Raw genomic sequence first — 17,355 nt, forward strand, 5'->3', positions numbered from 1 at the left:
AGCACAGCCGCTTCCGCGAGGAGGCGGCGTGACCCCCGTCATCGCCCGGACCCGCGCGGAACTGGCGGCGGCGCGCTCGCGCGTCCAGGGGACGCTGGCGCTGGTGCCGACGATGGGCGCCCTGCACGAGGGGCACCGCTCCCTGATCCGCGCGGCCCGCGAGCACGCGGACACCGTCGCGGTCAGCGTCTTCGTCAACCCCCTGCAGTTCGGGCCCGGAGAGGACTTCGAGCGCTACCCCCGTACGCTCGACGACGACCTCGCCGTGTGCGCGGCGGAGGGCGCCGGGCTGGTCTTCACGCCCTCCCGCGAGGTGATGTACCCGGCCGAGCCGCAGGTCACGATCCGTTCCGGGCCGATGGGCGAGAGGGTGGAGGGGATCACGCGGCCCGGCCACTTCGACGGGATGCTGACCGTGGTCATGAAGCTGTTCCAGCTGGTCCGCCCGGACGCGGCGATCTTCGGGGAGAAGGACGCCCAGCAGCTGGCGATGATCCGCCGCATGGTCGCCGACCTGGACGTCCCGGTACGGGTCGTGGGCGCCCCGACCGTCCGCGAACCCGACGGCCTGGCCCTGTCCAGCCGCAACCGCTACCTGTCGGAGCCCGAACGGCGGACCGCGCTGTCCCTGTCCCGCGCCCTGCGGGCGGGCGAGGACGCGTCCGCCGCCGGGCCCGCCGCGGCCGTCGAGGCCGCCCGCGCCGTCCTGGACAAGGCCGCCGCCGAGGACCCGCCGCTCGCCTTGGACTACCTGGTCCTGGTCGACCCGGCGACGTTCACCGAGATCGACGACGCCCACCGGGGCCCGGCCGTGCTCGCCGTCGCGGGCCGGGTCGGCACCACCCACCTGATCGACAACCTCCCCCTGCGGTTCGGTTCCCCCAAGGAGTCCTGATGTTCCGGACGATGTTCAAGTCCAAGATCCACCGCGCCACGGTCACCCAGGCCGACCTGCACTACGTGGGGTCGCTGACCATCGACCAGGACCTGATGGACGCCGCCGACCTGCTGCCCGGCGAGCAGGTGCAGGTGGTGGACATCGACAACGGTGCCCGGCTGGAGACCTACCTGATCGCGGGCGAGCGCGGTTCCGGCGTGATCGGCATCAACGGCGCCGCCGCCCGCCTGGTGCAGCCCGGCGACCTGGTGATCATCATCAGCTACGCCGCGATGACCGACGAGGAGGCGCGCTCCTTCCGCCCCCGGGTGGTGCACGTCGACCGGGACAACTCGATCATCTCCCTCGGCCAGGACCCGGCCGAGCCCGTGCCCGGATCGGACGGCGTCCGCGGAGATCTTGTAGAGAACGCACGCTGACAGCGCAGCGGAGTGGAGGGGGTCGGTCAGCGGTCGTGTCGGGGGTTAGTGTCACAATGACGAGAACCGACCTCTGAGGAGGGTGTCATGACCCCTCGGCACCTGACCGCCCCCGCGCCCGGCTGGACCGTCGACACCGACGTCGTCGTGATCGGCTCCGGTATCGCCGGGCTGGTCGCGGCCCTGCACTGCCGTCCGTACGGGCGGGTCCTGCTGGTCACCAAGGCGCTCCTGGACGCGGGCTCCACCCGCTGGGCGCAGGGCGGGATCGCGGCGGCGCTGGCCCCCGACGACAGTCCCTCCGAGCACCTGGCCGACACCCTGACCGCCGGGGTCGGGCTCTGCGACGAGGAGGCGGTGCGCGCCCTGGTCGCCGAGGGCCCGGACGCCGTACGGCGGCTCATCGCCCTCGGCGCCGCGTTCGACCGGGAGGACGGCGGCGGCATCGCGCTGACCCGCGAGGGCGGCCACCACCGGCGCCGGATCGCGCACGCGGGCGGCGACGCCACCGGCGCCGAGATCAGCCGCGCCCTCCTCGCGGCCCTCAAGAACGCCGAGGGCGCGTCCCCGGGGAGCGACGGCGTACGGGTCATCGAGCACGCGCTGGTGCTGGACCTGCTGCGGGACGGCGCCGGGCGCGCGGCCGGGGTGACCCTGCACGTGATGGGGGAGGGCCAGCCCGGCGGGGTCGGTGCCGTACGGGCCCGGGCGGTGGTGCTGGCCACCGGGGGTCTCGGGCAGGTGTTCTCGGCCACGACCAACCCCGAGGTCTCGACCGGGGACGGGGTGGCGCTCGCGCTGCGCGCCGGGGCGGCCGTGACGGACCTGGAGTTCGTCCAGTTCCACCCCACGGTGCTGTGGCTGGGCGAGGGCGCGCGGGGGCAGCAGCCGCTGATCTCCGAGGCGGTACGGGGCGAGGGCGCCCACCTGATCGACCACGCGGGCGAACGGTTCATGGTGGGCCGGCACGAGCTGGCCGAGCTGGCGCCGCGGGACGTGGTGGCCAAGGGGATCATGAACCGGATGCGGGAGACCGGGGCGTCCTGCATGCTGCTGGACGGGCGGCACCTGGGCGCCCGGGTGTGGGAACGGCGGTTCCCGACGATCCTGGCCGCCTGCCGCCACCACGGCGTCGACCCGGTGACCGAGCCGATCCCGGTGGTCCCGGCGGCCCACTACGCCAGCGGGGGCGTGCGCACCGACCTCTACGGCCGTACCTCCGTGCCGGGCCTGTACGCCTGTGGTGAGGTCGCCTGCACGGGCGTGCACGGAGCCAACCGGCTGGCGTCCAACTCCCTGCTTGAGGGGCTGGTCTTCGCCGAGCGCATCGGCGCGGCCCTGCGGTCCGACCTCGCCGCGCCGCCCGCCGGGATCGGAACGGTCCCAGCGGACGCCGCGGCGCCCCGGGCGGAGGACCCCGGTGAAGGCGGCGGCCTGATCGCCCCGTCCGCGAGGGGTGACATCCAGCGGATCATGACGGCGCACGCCGGGGTGCTGCGCGGCGCCGAGGGGCTGGCCACCGCCGAACGCGAGCTGCGCGCCCTCGTCCCCGCCCCGGGGGACGCCCGGCCCGAGCCGGGCGTGGCGGCCTGGGAGGCGACCAACCTGCACACGGTGGCGACCGCGATCGTCGCCGCCGCGCGCCGCCGCGAGGAGACCCGGGGCAGCCACTGGCGCGAGGACTTCCCCGAACGCGACGACACCGCCTGGGCGGGCCACCTGGTCGTCCGGATGGACGGCGGTGGCCTGGACACCGCCTACGAACCGCTCCGCCGGACCGGTGCCGCGGACGAGAGGAAGGAACGACGATGACCCCGGAGCTGGAGGAACGGCTGCGCACGGCCGGGCTCGATCCACAGGCTGTGGAGAACCTGGTCCGGACGGCCCTGGCCGAGGACGGTGAGACCGACGTCACCAGCGAGCCGATCTTCGCGCCCGGCGACGTCGCGTCCGGCGACTTCACCGCCCGCGAGGACGGCGTGGTCGCCGGGATCCCGGTGGCCGAGGTCGTCTTCGAGCTGCTGGAGGTGGGGTACGAGGCCAAGGCCGCCGACGGCGACCGGGTGACCGCCGGGCAGGTGCTGCTCACCGTCTCCGGCCAGACCCGGGCCGTGCTGCGCGCCGAGCGCACCGCCCTGAACCTGGTCACCCACCTGTCGGGCATCGCCACCGAGACGCGCCGCTGGGCCGACGCGATCGCCGGGACGAAGGCCAGGGTCCGCGACACCCGCAAGACGCTGCCGGGCCTGCGCACGCTGCAGAAGTACGCGGTGCGGTGCGGCGGGGGCGTCAACCACCGGATGGGCCTGCACGACGCCGCCCTGGTCAAGGACAACCACGTGGCCGCGGCCGGCTCCGTCACCCGGGCCTTCCACGCGATCCGTACGGTCTACCCGTCCCTGCACGTCCAGGTCGAGTGCGACACCCTCGACCAGGTCGATGAGGCGATCGCGGCCGGTGCCACCGCGATCCTGCTGGACAACATGAGCGACGCCGAGACGGCCGAGGCGGTCCGGCGCGTCGCGGGCCGGGCGGAGCTGGAGGCCAGCGGCGGGCTGACTCTGGACCGGGCCCGAGATGTGGCCGTGACCGGTGTGGACTACCTTGCAGTAGGCGCGCTGACGCACTCGGCGCGCGTGTTCGACATCGGCCTTGACTTCACCTGATCAGCGGGGACCTGATGCTGCTCACCATCGACGTCGGTAACACCAACACCGTCCTCGGCCTGTTCGAGGGCGACGAGGTGATCGAGCACTGGAGGATCAACACCGACCCGCGCCGCACCGCCGACGAGATCGCGGTGGTCCTTCAGGGACTGGTCCAGCAGAGCCCGCTCCTGGCCGAGACGGACATCAGCGGGATCGCGTTGTGCTCCACCGTCCCCTCCGTCCTGCACGAGATGCGGGAGATGTGCCGCCGCTACTACGGCGACGTGCCCGCGGTGATCGTGGAGCCGGGTGTCAAGACCGGAGTGCCGGTCCGGATGGACAACCCCAAGGAGGTCGGCGCCGACCGGATCGTCAACGCCCTGGCGGCCGTGCACCTGCACGGCGGCCCGGCCATCGTGGTCGACTTCGGCACCGCCACCACCTTCGACGCGGTGTCGGCCCGGGGCGAGTACGTGGGCGGCGCCATCGCCCCCGGCATCGAGATCTCGATCGACGCGCTGTCGGTCCGCGGCGCCCAGCTGCACAAGATCGAGCTGGTCCGGCCCCGCAGCGTGATCGCCAAGAACACCGTCGAGGCGCTCCAGTCCGGGATCATCTTCGGCTTCGCCGGGCAGGTGGACGGCATCGTCGAGCGCATGTCGGAGGAGCTGGCGGCCGAGCCGGACGAGGTCACGGTGATCGCCACCGGCGGGCTCGCCCCGCTGGTGCTGGAGGAGGCCCGCAGCATCGACGAGCACGAGCCCTGGCTCACCCTCGTCGGCCTCCGCCTCATCTACCAGCGCAACACCCCCTGACCCCGGGCGCCCCGGCTCGTACCGGGCCGCGGGCCGAACGTTCGCGGGGCATCGCACGGGATCGGTAGCCTTGGGCCCGTGAGTGACGAGACCTACGACGCCTCGTCCGGCGGGGACGCCCCCGCCGGACACCCCGGCGCCGACATCGCCCGGGACGAACTCCCGGAGCAGATGCGGGTGCGCCGGGAGAAGCTCGACCGGCTTCGCGAGAGCGGGATCGATCCGTACCCGGTGACCTTCCCCCGCACCGCGACCCTCGCCGAGGTGCGGGAGAAATACCCCGACCTGGAGCCGGGCACCGAGACGGGCGACAAGGTCGGCGTCACCGGCCGCGTCATGCTCATCCGCAACACCGGCAAGCTGTGCTTCGCCACCCTCCGCGACGGCACAGGCGATCTCCAGGTCATGCTGTCGCTGGCCAAGGTGGGGCAGGAGACGCTGGACTTCTGGAAGCGCGAGGTCGACCTCGGCGACCATGTCGGCGTCGAGGGCGAGGTCATCACCTCCCGCCGCGGCGAGCTGTCGGTGATGGCCGACGGTTTCGCGATCACGTCCAAGTGCCTGCGCCCGCTGCCGGAGAAGCACGCGGGCCTGACCGACCCCGAGGCGCGGGTCCGGCAGCGGTACGTGGACCTCATCGTCAACGACGAGGCGCGCGCCATGGCCCGCGTCCGCAGCGCCACCGTCCGCGCGGTCCGCGACTTCTGGCACGAGGAGGGGTACCTCGAGGTCGAGACCCCGATGCTGCAGCCGATCCACGGCGGGGCGGCGGCACGGCCGTTCCAGACCCACATCAACGCCTACGACATGGATCTGTACCTGCGGATCGCGATCGAGCTGTACCTCAAGCGGCTCGTGGTGGGCGGCATCGACAAGGTCTTCGAGATCAACCGCAACTTCCGCAACGAGGGCGCGGACGCCACCCACAACCCCGAGTTCACGATGCTCGAGGCGTACGGGACCTATCTCGACTACAACGACATGGCCGACCTGACCCAGCGGATGTACCAGCGTGCGGTCGTCGCCGCGCTGGACACCACCGTCGTCGTCCACGACGGCCGGGAGATCGACCTCGGGCTGCCCGAGTGGCCGCGGATCACGCTGTACGGCGCGGTGTCGGAGGCGCTGGGCGACGAGATCACCCCGCACACCCCGATGGAGCGGGTGCGCAAGCACGCCGAGGCGCGAGGCGTCGAGGCCAACCCCCAGTGGGGGCAGGGCAGGCTGGTCCAGGAGCTGTTCGAGGAACTGGTCGAGCACACGCTGGTGCAGCCGACGTTCGTCATGGACTACCCGCTGGAGACCTCGCCGCTCACCCGGCAGCACCGCCGGGAGCCGCTGCTCACCGAGAAGTGGGACCTCATCGGCTTCGGCACCGAGCTGGGCACCGCGTACTCGGAGCTCATCGACCCGATCGAGCAGCGCCGCCGCCTCACCGAGCAGTCGCTGCTGGCCGCCGGAGGCGACGCCGAGGCGATGCAGCTGGACGAGGACTTCCTGCGGGCGCTGGAGTACGCGATGCCGCCGACCGGCGGGATGGGCGCCGGGATCGACCGGATGATCATGGCTTTCACCGGAAAGAACATCCGGGAGACCATCCTTTTCCCGCTGGTCAAGCCGGAGTAGCCGCCCGCCGGGGCGCGGACGGCCCGCGAGGGCCGTCCGGGGCGCCCCTGGGCGCTGGGTTCGGCCTCGAAGTGGCCTCGGCCACCGCGCGAGCGCGTCACCTGCCCGGTGGGGCGATGCCGGTGGCGAGCCTCACCGGGCAGATCGCGGAGCGATGCCGCGCTCGCCAAGGCCCGGTGAGGTGCGAGCCGCCAGGCGAGCGACGTAGGCCGGGACTTCGAGAGCTCACGCGGACTCGCGGATCACCAGCTCGGGGGTGAGGATCACCTGGCGATGCAGATGTGACTCGCCCTCCGCGAACTCGGCCAGCGCGAGTTCGGCGGCCTCCTCGCCCACCGCGTACCGGGGCTGCCGGATGGTGGTCAGCGGGACGGCCGAGCTGGACGCCAGCTCGATGTCGTCGTAGCCGATCACGGCGATGTCGTCGGGTATCCGCACCCCGAGCCGCTGCAGCTCGTTGATCATGCCGATGGCCAGCAGGTCGTTGGCGCAGAACACGGCGTCCGGCACGGGCGACAGCTTCAGGAGCCGATGGGCGGCGGCCTGGCCCTCGGTCGGGGACAGCGCGTCCTGCCGCAGCGTGAACAGCTTGCCGCCGCCCGCCTTGGCCAGCGCCCGCGCGGCCCCGTGGCCGCGCTCGGCGCACGGCTGCGGCCCCTGCGCCCCGGTGACGAAGGCCAGCCGGTGGCGGCCCAGCGACAGCAGATGGGCGGCCGCGATGTCGCCGCCGGCGACATGGTCCACCTGGACCGAGCACACGTCGGGCCCGGCGTGGTCGATCAGCACCACGGCCATGCCGGAGGAGGCGCGCACCCGGTCGATGTCGGCCGGCCCGATGCCCACCGGGACGATCAGTACCCCGGCGGCCTGGTGCTCGGCCAGCAGCTCCAGGCTGCGCCGCTCCTTGTCCGGCGAGTGGTCGCTGCTGAGCCACAGGGCGTCGTGCCCCGCCTCGTTGAGCGTGAGCTCGGCGCCGCGGGCGACGTCGGAGGCGTAGGGGTTGGTGAGGTCCTCGACGACGATGCCGAACGCCCGGGGGCGCGGCGTTGTCGCGCGACGATCGTAGGCGGCCCGGGAGGGCCCCTGGCGGAGCCTCCGGGCGGACTCGTTCCTGACGAAGCCGAGCTCCTGGATCGCCGCGCGAACACGGTCACGGGTAGCTTCGGCCACGAGGTCTGGCCGGTTTAGGACATTCGAAACGGTCCCAACTGAGACTCCGGCACGCCTCGCGACTTCGCGGATACTGCTCTGTGGCAACTCACTCCTCGTCGACCCCGGGACTGTTTTCGCAGGTTATCGAGCTTTCCGCGGTGACCCCCCGGACGATGGGTCACACGCGGTGTCATCCTGTGTGCACATAGTGGTCAACCGGCGCTTGACGGGCCGGATCCGGCCGCCTAGCGTTCCGAGCCGAAGCGTAGCTTGAAACGATTCACGATCTTCGTTCACGGCCGGGGCGAAGGAGTCGGGTGATCGAGCGGAAGGGCGGGTGGAGATGGCAGGACGTTCCCCTCTCCGGCGAGGGCGCCGTCCACTCCTTCGCGGGCGTGTTCCGGGCACCCGGAGGCGCGTCCGCGTTCGGTTGGCCAACGAGTGCATCGTTACCCGGAGTTCCTCGTCGAAGGCGCCCAACGGGCCCATCGGCCACCTCCGGCCAAGCACGCGCTTCGCCCAGGTAATCGATGATCTCAGTCCGGAGGCTCCGGACCCGGCAACCAACGCGTACAGATCGAGGCCTACCCGTGCCCGTGTAGCGAACGGCTGCATCCCCGCGGTCATCACCATGGACGAGGGAGGACGGAGTGGAACAGGCCACACTCACACGTCGTGGCACCGAAGATCTGCGATTGAGCGAGGAGGAGATCCGACTCCTCGCGCAGATCGCCAGCGGTGTCACAGCCGATGTGGCGGCACGAAAGCTTGAGCTGAGCGCACGCACCCTGAGGCGCAGGCTTCGGACGATCTGCGATCGGCTCGAAGTCAACACCCCTATCGAGGCCGTGGTGTGGGCGGCCCGTAGACAGCTCATCTAGGGTCGGCGGCCCCGCAAGGGCCGAGGGTCCTCGCCCGGCAGGAGGAGGCGGGCGAAACCAGTGAACGGCAGCGAACACCCGATGAACTCCGTCCCCCCCGTTGCGGCGACGTCGCCCCCAGGCAGGTAGGTCCCTGCAGAGGCGTCGCCGCGGACGTTGTTCCTCGATCTCCGGGCTAAGGCCCCCCGCCAAGTCTCACTCCCGGTGCTCCGGGAGTTTCTTCATGCCCGGACACGTACGGAGCGCGGACGCGTACGGAGTGCGCGGCAGGGGTCAGGCGACCCGGACCGCTCCGGCGAAGGGGCGCCCGCCGATGGGGGAGATCTTCACGACGTCACCGGTCTGCGGGGCGTGCAGCATCTTCCCGTCTCCCACGTACATGCCCACGTGGTGCAGGTCGGAGTAGAAGAAGACCAGATCGCCCGGCTGCATCTGGCCGCGGGAGATGTGCGTGCCCGCGTTCCACTGGCTGCCGGTGTAGTGCGGCAGGCTGATGCCGACCTGCTTGTAGGCCCACATGATCAGCCCCGAGCAGTCGAAGGTGGTCGGGCCGGCCGCCCCCCAGACGTACGGACGGCCGATCTTGCCCATCGCCAGCCGGAGGGCCTGGGCGGCCTTGCCGGTGCCGACGACCGGGAGCTTGCCCAGCTGGCTCGGGTCCCGCTTGACGAGCTTGCCGCGGACCTTCTCGTACAGGCCGGTGACCTTCTCGCGCTGCCCGTCGAGCTGGGCGCGCAGCTTCTCGACCTGCGCGGCCCGGTCCTCGGCGGACTTGCGGGCCCGCTGGGCGGCCTGCATGGCCTGCATCATGTTCGCGACGCGGGTGCCGTCCTGCGCGGCGAAATAGCGCAGCGTGGCGGCCTGGTCGAGCAGGGCCTGGGGGTCCTGGGCGGTGACGAACGACACGGCGGGATCGGCGCCGCCCTGCATGTAGCTGGTGGCGGCCAGGCGGCCGAGGTCCTCGCGGACGCCCGCCAGGGACCTCTCCTGGCGTGCGGCGTTGTCGGTGGCGACCTTGGCGGCCCGCTGCGACTGCTGCAGCTTGACCTTCAGCCCGTTGTACTGCTCGGTGAGCTGCTCCAGCTGGTCGGCGAGCTTGTGGGCCTGGCTCTGCAGCTCCTTGGTGGAGGGCTCGGGGTCGGCGTGCGCCGCGCCCGGGTGCGCGAAGGCCGCGGCGGTCACGAGCGCGCCGGCCAGGGCCGCGGCGGGTACCCGGCCCGCACGGGCACGGCGTGAAAAGGATCCGGGGCGCGGTGGCTCCACCAAAACTCCTCTCCTCAACCGCCGGCCGGTGCGGACGGCGGGTGCGGGCCGGAGCGGCCCGTCCGCGGATCGGTGCGCATCATCGCGGTACGACCTCGGGCGGCCTCGGCACTGGGACGGCCCTGGAACCCTTGCGGAATCGGGTCCCCGGCTCCCGGGTCGCCGGCGGCGGCCCCTGGACTCGGCGGATTCGGCCAGCCTGTCCCGGCGGCCGATACCAGCGCAGGAGACTAACGGAGTCGGAGGGCGCTGCCAACACGAACATGCGAAATCGCTGGTGGCGGGCCCCTGCCGCGCAAGCCGGGTCCGTGTCCCCTCACCCTGTCGCCGGAGCGTGCGGGGGAAGTCCGATAACGTCGGCTGGTTGTGGAAGTCGAGATCAGGCGTGCCCGTACCGCCGACGTCCAGGAGATCAACAGGCTCATCGGCCGGTACGCCGGATCGGGACGGCGCCTGCTGAAGAAGTCCACGGTGAAGCTCTATGAGGACGTGCAGGAGTTCTGGGTCGCCGAGGACCGCCCGGGGCGGATCGCGGGTTGCGGCGCGCTGCACGTGATGTGGGAGGACCTCGCCGAAGTCCGTTCCGTCGCGGTCGACCCCGAATACGGGGGACGCGGGATCGGCCACCGGATCGTGAACCGGCTTCTGGACACGGCGCGGGAACTGGGCGTGCGGAGGGTGTTCTGTCTTACCTTCGAGGTGGAGTTCTTCGCGCGTCACGGCTTCCGCCCGATCCTGGGGACTCCTGTTTCGCCCGAGGTGTACGAAGAACTCCTCCGTTCCTACGACGAAGGCGTGGCAGAGTTCCTGGAGCTTGATCGGGTCAAGCCGAATACGTTGGGCAATACCCGGATGTTGCTTCGCCTGGAGGACTGACCGATGAGTAGATCCCCCCGCCGCGGCAGGCCGTACCCCCCGCCGGGCCCCCCGTCCCAAGGGCAGGGTGCGTACGGTCCTCCGCCTCCCTATCAGGGCTCCCAATGGCAGCAGCCGCAACAGCAAGGGCCGCACCAGCCGGGCCGGCCTCCGGCGCAGCAATGGCAGAACCAGTCCCCTCCCCAGCAGAACTGGCAGCAGCAGACCGCCGAGGGCTACGGCGACCACGGGGACTATGGCTACTACGACGGCGGTCACGACGGCGTGGGAGAGGCGGCGGATCTGCCGCTCGCCCCCGTCATCCGGCGGGCCGGTGCGCGCCTTCTGGACAACGCGCTCGTCGCGGTCTTCGGATTCGCGCTCGTGCTGCCGGTCGTCATCGGCACGATCGGCCTGGGCTCGGCCGGAAGCAAGGCCGACACCGAGGGCGGCATCTGGAACTGGCCGATCATCTTCACGCTCTTCGCGGTCCTGTCGGTGCTGCCCTTTATCTACGAGGCGGTGCAGCTTTCCCTGTGGGGCCGCACTCTGGGCAAGCGCATGATGCACATCGGCGTCGTCCAGGTACGGCCCGCGGGTGACGCGGTGACGACCACCCAGGCGGTATGGCGCGCGGGAGTCGTCCACGTCGGTTACCAGATCGGCGTGTTCTTCTTCCTCGTCCTCGCGGTGATGGTCTGGGAGTACTTCGCCTACGGAATGCTCCTCGTGTGGATCGGTGGGCTGATGGCCTACCTGTGGGCCATCTGGGACCAGCCGCTGCACCAGTCCCTGCACGATCGCTTCTCCGGCACGGTCGTCATCGACGAGCGTGAGGAGTACGGCGAGCACGGCGAGCAGGACGAGTACGGCCAGTACCGCGAACACGAGGGGTAGGACGGCACATGGCGGCGGCGGATCAGGCGTCCACGGCCGGCCCGCTCCCCGGAGAGGAGCCCTCGGAGGAAGGGGGCCCGTCCGGCCTGGCCGAGCCCGGGCAGCGGCTGCTCGCCCGGATCGTCGACACCCTCGTGGTGGGGCTGCCCGTGGTGGTGGTCGTGCGCGAGGTCGTCCCGGCCGGGGGCGTCGACGTCGTCGCGCCGGCGGCCGTCGCGGGATTCCTCCTGCTGTACGAGTGGATTCAGCTCGCCCTCTGGGGCCGCACTCTCGGCAAGCGCTTCGCCGGTATCGAAGTCGTGCGCCAGACGGCCTCAGAGGGCATATCAGCGGCGCCGGAGGCCCATGACCCCCCACCGGACTCCAAGGAAGGTCCCGGGCTTCTTGCGGGCGCCGTAGAGCCTCTTGGAGAGGGTGCAGAACCCTCAAGGGAAGGTGAAGGTCCCCTTCCAGAGTCGTTCGAGAAGCCAGGCCGTCTTGGCTTGGCGCGTTCCCTGCTGCGGACCGCCACGTATGCGCTTCCTATTGCCGTGCGGCCGGTCCCCGTGTTCGGTGTGGTCGCCGGTCTCTTCTGGGTGGGGAACGCGGCGATGATGTACGAGGGCGAACGCCGCCAGGCGTTGCATGACCGGCTCGCCGGGACGGTCGTCGTGAAGCGCGGTGCCGCCTGAGCCGCAGGCTTGTGTGACGACATTGAGGACTTATCCGCTGTAATCGGTATGCAGTAGAGTCACCCGCGCCGTACTCGCCCACGATGCACTTACCGGGCCGAGACCCCCGCGACGGCAACGGATTTCGCCGACCACGCCCCCGCCGGTATCCATGTACATCCCGGCCGGGGCGGCAGGTCGCGCTGCCGTGCGGGTGCCCTGGCCTGCCCCGCATTCGTCGGCGACGGTGGGGTTAGTGCCGTTACGTCAGGGTTAATCGATGGCGCAGGGGTGGGTGATGCCCGCCCCGTTAAGGTGGTCGCCGGGCTTTTTCTTCACCCGTGGGCCCCGGCGGGAAAGCCCGGCGCTCCTGGAAACCGGTCCAATACGCGATCCTGGGCGCTGGTCAGGGTGCCGGCGACGCCCCGGGTGACGCCGGTCACCCGAAATCGCCGCCCCGGCCGGGCGATGGGACAAATACATACAGGCCACCACGGGCGGCGCGCCCGGGGTCGCCGGTCGTCGCGTATCGTCCCTTGCCGTCGCGTATCGCCCGTGCCGCGGATTCGGTGGGGGTCGATTACTCGGAGTTACCGCCGGGGAAGCGACTTCATCTCGGGGCATCGCGAGTGTTGAATTGTCATCGGCAAGGATCGCGGTATATCTTTGAGAACCGAATGCAGTTTGCTCCAGCTGAAAGGTCTGTCCCCATGGCACAGAAGGTTCAGGTGCTTCTCGTCGACGACCTCGACGGTGGCGAGGCGGACGAGACCGTAGCGTTCTCGATCGACGGCGCCTCGTACGAGATCGACCTCAGTAGCGCCAACGCTAAGAAGCTGCGGGATTCTCTCCAGCCGTTCGTGGAGAAGTCCCGTAAGGCAGGCGCCACCACCCGCCGCCGTCGTCAGCGCGGCGCCTCAAGCCGTGAGCGCAGCGCCGAGATCCGTGCCTGGGCCAAGGACCATGGCATCAAGGTCAATGAGCGTGGACGCATCCCGGCCAATGTGATCGAGAAGTACGAGGCCGCCCACTGAGACGCCTCGCCCTGAACGGCCCGTCTCCTATGGTGAGACGGGCCGTTCGCTTGTGGCGTAGAGATCTTTGGGTTGTATCGGGCACGGCGAGGTAGACAGGTTCCAATCGGCGATCGCGCGAGCGTCGTGAACCCGGGCCGCGAAAGGGCCCCGTTCGCTTGGGGCGTAGCGGGAACATGACGCACCGGTGCGGTAGTTGGATGAGACTGAACAGCGTTAGCTGGGGAACGTCTCCTGGTGGAGTGCACCGGGCGGCCTCCTCGGGGCGGGCTAGCATGCGGAAGGACAGGTTCGGACATACCGGACGCTGGCCAACCGCTCTGTGAGGAGCGACGAGATGTTCGAGAGGTTCACCGACCGCGCGCGGCGGGTTGTCGTCCTGGCTCAGGAAGAGGCCAGGATGCTCAACCACAACTACATCGGTACCGAGCACATCCTCCTTGGTCTGATCCACGAGGGCGAGGGTGTGGCCGCGAAGGCGCTGGAGTCCCTGGGGATCAGCCTTGAGGCGGTGCGGCAGCAGGTCGAGGAGATCATCGGCCAGGGGCAGCAGGCGCCGTCGGGGCACATCCCCTTCACTCCGCGTGCCAAGAAGGTGCTGGAGCTGTCGCTGCGCGAGGCGTTGCAGCTGGGGCACAACTACATCGGTACCGAGCACATTCTTCTGGGGTTGATCCGGGAGGGTGAGGGTGTCGCGGCGCAGGTGCTGGTGAAGCTGGGCGCGGATCTGAACCGGGTCCGCCAGCAGGTGATCCAGTTGCTGCACGGCTACCAGGGCAAGGAGCCGGCCGCCTCCGGCGGTCCCTCCGAGTCGGCGCCCTCCACCTCTCTCGTGCTGGACCAGTTCGGCCGCAACCTCACGCAGGCCGCCCGGGAGGGCAAGCTCGACCCGGTGATCGGCCGGGACAAGGAGATCGAGCGGGTCATGCAGGTGCTGTCCCGCCGTACCAAGAACAACCCGGTGCTGGTGGGCGAGCCCGGTGTGGGCAAGACCGCCGTGGTCGAGGGGCTGGCGCAGAAGATCGTCAAGGGCGAGGTGCCCGAGACGCTCAAGGACAAGCAGCTCTACACCCTCGACCTGGGCGCGCTGGTCGCCGGTTCGCGCTACCGCGGTGACTTCGAGGAACGCCTGAAGAAGGTCCTCAAGGAGATCCGCACCCGGGGCGACATCATCCTGTTCATCGACGAGCTGCACACGCTCGTCGGCGCGGGCGCGGCCGAGGGCGCGATCGACGCGGCGTCCATTCTCAAGCCGATGCTGGCGCGTGGTGAGCTGCAGACGATCGGTGCGACGACGCTGGACGAGTACCGCAAGCACCTGGAGAAGGACGCGGCGCTGGAGCGCCGGTTCCAGCCGATCCAGGTGGCCGAGCCGTCGCTGAGCCACACCATCGAGATCCTCAAGGGCCTGCGGGACCGGTACGAGGCGCACCACCGGGTGTCGATCACCGACAGTGCTCTGGTGGCGGCGGCGCAGCTGGCCGACCGGTACATCAGTGACCGATTCCTGCCCGACAAGGCGATCGACCTGATCGACGAGGCGGGGTCGCGGATGCGGATCCGCCGGATGACGGCGCCGCCGGACCTGCGCGAGTACGACGAGAAGATCGCCGATGTGCGGCGTGAGAAGGAATCGGCGATCGACGCCCAGGACTTCGAGAAGGCCGCCGCGCTGCGCGACTCCGAGAAGCAGCTGCTGGGCCAGAAGGCACAGCGGGAGAAGGAGTGGAAGGCCGGCGACATGGACGTCGTGGCGGAGGTGACCGAGGAGCTGATCGCCGAGGTCCTGGCCACCGCCACCGGCATCCCGGTCTTCAAGCTGACCGAGGAGGAGTCGGCCCGGCTGCTGCGCATGGAGGACGAGCTCCACAAGCGCGTCATCGGCCAGGAAGACGCCATCAAGGCCCTGTCCCAGTCGATCCGCCGTACCCGCGCCGGGCTGAAGGACCCCAAGCGTCCCGGTGGCTCGTTCATCTTCGCCGGCCCCTCCGGAGTCGGTAAGACCGAGCTGTCCAAGACGCTGGCGGAGTTCCTGTTCGGGGACGAGGACGCGCTGATCCAGCTGGACATGTCGGAGTTCATGGAGAAGCACACGGTCTCGCGGCTGTTCGGTTCCCCGCCCGGCTACGTCGGGTACGAGGAGGGCGGCCAGCTGACCGAGAAGGTGCGGCGCAAGCCGTTCTCGGTGGTGCTGTTCGACGAGATCGAGAAGGCGCACCCCGACATCTTCAACTCGCTGCTGCAGATCCTGGAGGACGGTCGGCTGACCGACGCCCAGGGCCGGGTGGTGGACTTCAAGAACACCGTGATCATCATGACGACGAACCTGGGGACGCGTGACATCTCCAAGGGGCAGTCGCTGGGGTTCACCCGGACCAACGACGAGCAGGGTTCCTACGACCGGATGAAGTCGAAGGTCAACGAGGAGCTCAAGCAGCACTTCCGGCCCGAGTTCCTCAACCGGGTGGACGACACGGTGGTGTTCCACCAGCTCACTCCGAAGGAGATCATCCAGATCGTGGATCTGATGATCGCCAAGGTGGACGAGCGGCTCAAGGACCGTGACATGGGGATCGAGCTGCGGCAGGAGGCCAAGGACCTGCTGGCCGAGCGCGGGTACGACCCGGTGCTGGGGGCCCGGCCGCTGCGCCGGACGATCCAGCGGGAGATCGAGGACCAGCTGTCGGAGAAGATCCTCTACAACGAGGTCACCTCCGGGCAGATCGTGATCGTCGGTGTCGAGGGCACCGGCGAGGAGGCCACGTTCACCTTCAAGGGTGTGCCGAAGCCGTCGACGGTCCCCGACAGCCCGCCGCCGATCGAGGGCGCGGTCAACTTCAACAAAGACTGATCGCCCGCCCAAAAGTGCGTAAGGGGCTCGGACCGGATCCTCCGGTCCGGGCCCCTTCCCGTTGCCGAAATGGTTACTGAGCGTGACCGTTCGCGAGGGGATCCACCCCGGACTCCACGGGCTCCGTGGGCCCTGTGGGCTCCTCAGGCTTCCCGGCCGCCGTGGCGAGCCACGCGTCGATCCCCGCGCCGATCCGGGCCTTGACGGCCTCGGGGGCGAAGGAGGACGCGACGCTCGCCCGGGCCAGTTCCGCGAGGACGGCGTCGTCGTAGCCGAACGTGTCCCGCACGAGCGCGTACTCCCCGGCCAGCCGCGTCCCGGTCATCGACGGGATGTCGGTGTTGACCGTCACGACGAGGCCGGCCTCGCGGAGGCGCTGGAAGGGGTGCTCGGCGGGCGAGGGGGCGAATCCGAGGACCACGTTGGACGAGGGGCAGACCTCCAGGGGGATCCGCCGGTCCCGTACCTCCGCCACCAGGTCGGGATCGTCCAGGACGCGGATGCCGTGTCCCAGCCGCTCGGTCCGTCCCGCCGTCAGGGCCTGCCGGATGCTGGCGGCGCCCTCCGCCTCGCCCGCGTGGTGGACGACGTGGAGCCCCGCCTCCCCGGCCGCCTCGAAGACCGCCGTGAACGGGTCGCCCGGATGGGCCTCGTCGCCCGCCAGCCCGATGGCGACGACCTCCTCGTACCGCCGCGCCAGGTCCAGCGTCCGCCAGGCGCGCTCCACGGATCTGCGGCGGGAATGGTCCAGGATCAGCCGGCATTCGATGCCGAACTCCGCGCCTCCCCTGGCCAGGCCCTCCAGGACGGCGACCAGCGGCATCTCCAGATCGCCGACCCGTTCGCCATGCGCCGCGGCAGTGAACGACACCTCCGCGTAGCGCGTGCCCTGGGCGGCCTCGTCCTCGCAGTACTCGTAGGCGATCCGGCGGAAGTCCTCGGCGCGCCGCAGGGATGAGCGCACCAGGTCGTTCTGGACGAAGAAGTCGGCGAAGCCGCCGAAGGTATGCCCGGCCTCCAGATGCTCGGGGAAGGTGACGCCGTTGGCCTTCCCGATCTCCCGGAGGGTCGGCCATCGTACGGTGCTCTCCAGATGGACATGCAGATGTGCCTTGGGGAGGCTCGCGAGGTCACGCACCGGCCTACGGTAAGCCCTCGCCGTGTCGCCGTTCCAAGGGTTTTCCATGGACGGAGCCGGGCCGCGCCCCTCCGATTCCGTCCAAGATGTCCATACGTGGCGTAAATGACCCTAGATAGGGCCTGCATTTGCTCATATGAGCGTTTTGTTCTGGACGTGAGTCGCCCGGACGGCGAGGAGCGGCCCTGGCGGCGAGGAGCGGACGGGGCCCGGGGCGCGGCGGCCGGT

At 70.4% G+C, this 17,355-nt stretch carries 15 protein-coding genes; 12 read left to right on the forward strand and 3 right to left on the reverse strand.

Going from position 1 to position 17,355, the window contains the following annotated elements; all coding sequences use genetic code 11:
- Window positions 1-28 precede the first annotated feature (28 nt).
- From panC to lysX, 6 genes are all read left to right on the forward strand, one after another.
- Window positions 29-895, forward strand: a complete 867-nt coding sequence (panC, locus tag IW256_RS01640) for a pantoate--beta-alanine ligase (RefSeq protein ID WP_197009247.1) — start codon at window positions 29-31, stop codon at window positions 893-895.
- Entirely contained in the window at window positions 895-1,317 is a 423-nt protein-coding gene (gene panD, locus IW256_RS01645; protein WP_197009248.1) for an aspartate 1-decarboxylase, read from the forward strand. The genes panC and panD overlap by 1 nt, the downstream gene beginning before the upstream one ends.
- Window positions 1,318-1,404: 87 nt before the next feature.
- Window positions 1,405-3,129, forward strand: a complete 1,725-nt coding sequence (locus tag IW256_RS01650) for an L-aspartate oxidase (protein ID WP_197009249.1) — start codon at window positions 1,405-1,407, stop codon at window positions 3,127-3,129.
- Window positions 3,126-3,983, forward strand: a complete 858-nt coding sequence (nadC, locus tag IW256_RS43060) for a carboxylating nicotinate-nucleotide diphosphorylase (RefSeq protein ID WP_197009250.1) — start codon at window positions 3,126-3,128, stop codon at window positions 3,981-3,983. The genes IW256_RS01650 and nadC overlap by 4 nt, the downstream gene beginning before the upstream one ends.
- Before the next feature lie 14 nt (window positions 3,984-3,997).
- A complete protein-coding gene (locus IW256_RS01660) occupies window positions 3,998-4,780 on the forward strand; it encodes a type III pantothenate kinase (protein ID WP_197009251.1) in 783 nt (260 codons plus the stop codon).
- 144 nt (window positions 4,781-4,924) lie between these two features.
- Window positions 4,925-6,406, forward strand: a complete 1,482-nt coding sequence (lysX, locus tag IW256_RS01665; protein WP_307829381.1) for a bifunctional lysylphosphatidylglycerol synthetase/lysine--tRNA ligase LysX — start codon at window positions 4,925-4,927, stop codon at window positions 6,404-6,406.
- A 225-nt stretch (window positions 6,407-6,631) separates the two neighbouring features.
- Here the strand turns inward: lysX and IW256_RS01670 are convergent, their stop codons facing one another.
- Window positions 6,632-7,663: a LacI family DNA-binding transcriptional regulator gene (locus tag IW256_RS01670; RefSeq protein ID WP_197009252.1), complete on the reverse strand. Its 1,032-nt coding sequence runs from the start codon at window positions 7,661-7,663 to the stop codon at window positions 6,632-6,634.
- A gap of 545 nt (window positions 7,664-8,208) precedes the next feature.
- Here IW256_RS01670 and IW256_RS01675 point away from each other — a divergent pair.
- On the forward strand, window positions 8,209-8,439 hold the full coding sequence (locus IW256_RS01675; protein ID WP_197009253.1) for a LuxR C-terminal-related transcriptional regulator: 231 nt from the start codon (window positions 8,209-8,211) through the stop codon (window positions 8,437-8,439).
- Between the two features lie 273 nt (window positions 8,440-8,712).
- On the opposite strand, the gene IW256_RS01680 is transcribed toward IW256_RS01675, so the two are convergent.
- Entirely contained in the window at window positions 8,713-9,702 is a 990-nt protein-coding gene (locus IW256_RS01680; RefSeq protein ID WP_197009254.1) for an NlpC/P60 family protein, read from the reverse strand.
- Between the two features lie 366 nt (window positions 9,703-10,068).
- Between IW256_RS01680 and IW256_RS01685 the strand changes: the two genes are divergently transcribed.
- The 5 genes from IW256_RS01685 to IW256_RS01705 all read left to right on the forward strand — a co-directional run bounded on the left by IW256_RS01685 (window position 10,069) and on the right by IW256_RS01705 (window position 15,989).
- A complete protein-coding gene (locus IW256_RS01685) occupies window positions 10,069-10,578 on the forward strand; it encodes an amino-acid N-acetyltransferase (RefSeq protein ID WP_420535382.1) in 510 nt (169 codons plus the stop codon).
- 3 nt (window positions 10,579-10,581) lie between these two features.
- Complete coding sequence (locus tag IW256_RS01690; protein ID WP_197009255.1) at window positions 10,582-11,454, forward strand: RDD family protein; 873 nt, start codon at window positions 10,582-10,584, stop codon at window positions 11,452-11,454.
- An 8-nt stretch (window positions 11,455-11,462) separates the two neighbouring features.
- Window positions 11,463-12,125, forward strand: a complete 663-nt coding sequence (locus tag IW256_RS40725) for an RDD family protein (protein ID WP_231403606.1) — start codon at window positions 11,463-11,465, stop codon at window positions 12,123-12,125.
- A 689-nt stretch (window positions 12,126-12,814) separates the two neighbouring features.
- Entirely contained in the window at window positions 12,815-13,138 is a 324-nt protein-coding gene (locus IW256_RS01700; protein WP_197009256.1) for a histone-like nucleoid-structuring protein Lsr2, read from the forward strand.
- A gap of 337 nt (window positions 13,139-13,475) precedes the next feature.
- Entirely contained in the window at window positions 13,476-15,989 is a 2,514-nt protein-coding gene (locus IW256_RS01705; RefSeq protein WP_197009257.1) for an ATP-dependent Clp protease ATP-binding subunit, read from the forward strand.
- A gap of 73 nt (window positions 15,990-16,062) precedes the next feature.
- Here the strand turns inward: IW256_RS01705 and add are convergent, their stop codons facing one another.
- Window positions 16,063-17,127: an adenosine deaminase gene (add, locus tag IW256_RS01710; protein WP_197009258.1), complete on the reverse strand. Its 1,065-nt coding sequence runs from the start codon at window positions 17,125-17,127 to the stop codon at window positions 16,063-16,065.
- Window positions 17,128-17,355: the final 228 nt, after the last annotated feature.

The sequence above is a fragment of the Actinomadura viridis genome, assembly GCF_015751755.1.
GTDB classification, from domain to species: domain Bacteria; phylum Actinomycetota; class Actinomycetes; order Streptosporangiales; family Streptosporangiaceae; genus Spirillospora; species Spirillospora viridis.

Bases quoted from the DNA above. Each gene is read 5' to 3' on its own strand.
- panD (WP_197009248.1), top strand. From the start codon at position 895: ATGTTCCGGACGATGTTCAAGTCCAAGATCCACCGCGCCACGGTCACC.
- IW256_RS01650 (WP_197009249.1), top strand. From the start codon at position 1,405: ATGACCCCTCGGCACCTGACCGCCCCCGCGCCCGGCTGGACCGTCGAC.
- nadC (WP_197009250.1), top strand. From the start codon at position 3,126: ATGACCCCGGAGCTGGAGGAACGGCTGCGCACGGCCGGGCTCGATCCA.
- IW256_RS01660 (WP_197009251.1), top strand. From the start codon at position 3,998: ATGCTGCTCACCATCGACGTCGGTAACACCAACACCGTCCTCGGCCTG.
- IW256_RS01690 (WP_197009255.1), top strand. From the start codon at position 10,582: ATGAGTAGATCCCCCCGCCGCGGCAGGCCGTACCCCCCGCCGGGCCCC.
- IW256_RS40725 (WP_231403606.1), top strand. From the start codon at position 11,463: ATGGCGGCGGCGGATCAGGCGTCCACGGCCGGCCCGCTCCCCGGAGAG.
- IW256_RS01700 (WP_197009256.1), top strand. From the start codon at position 12,815: ATGGCACAGAAGGTTCAGGTGCTTCTCGTCGACGACCTCGACGGTGGC.
- IW256_RS01705 (WP_197009257.1), top strand. From the start codon at position 13,476: ATGTTCGAGAGGTTCACCGACCGCGCGCGGCGGGTTGTCGTCCTGGCT.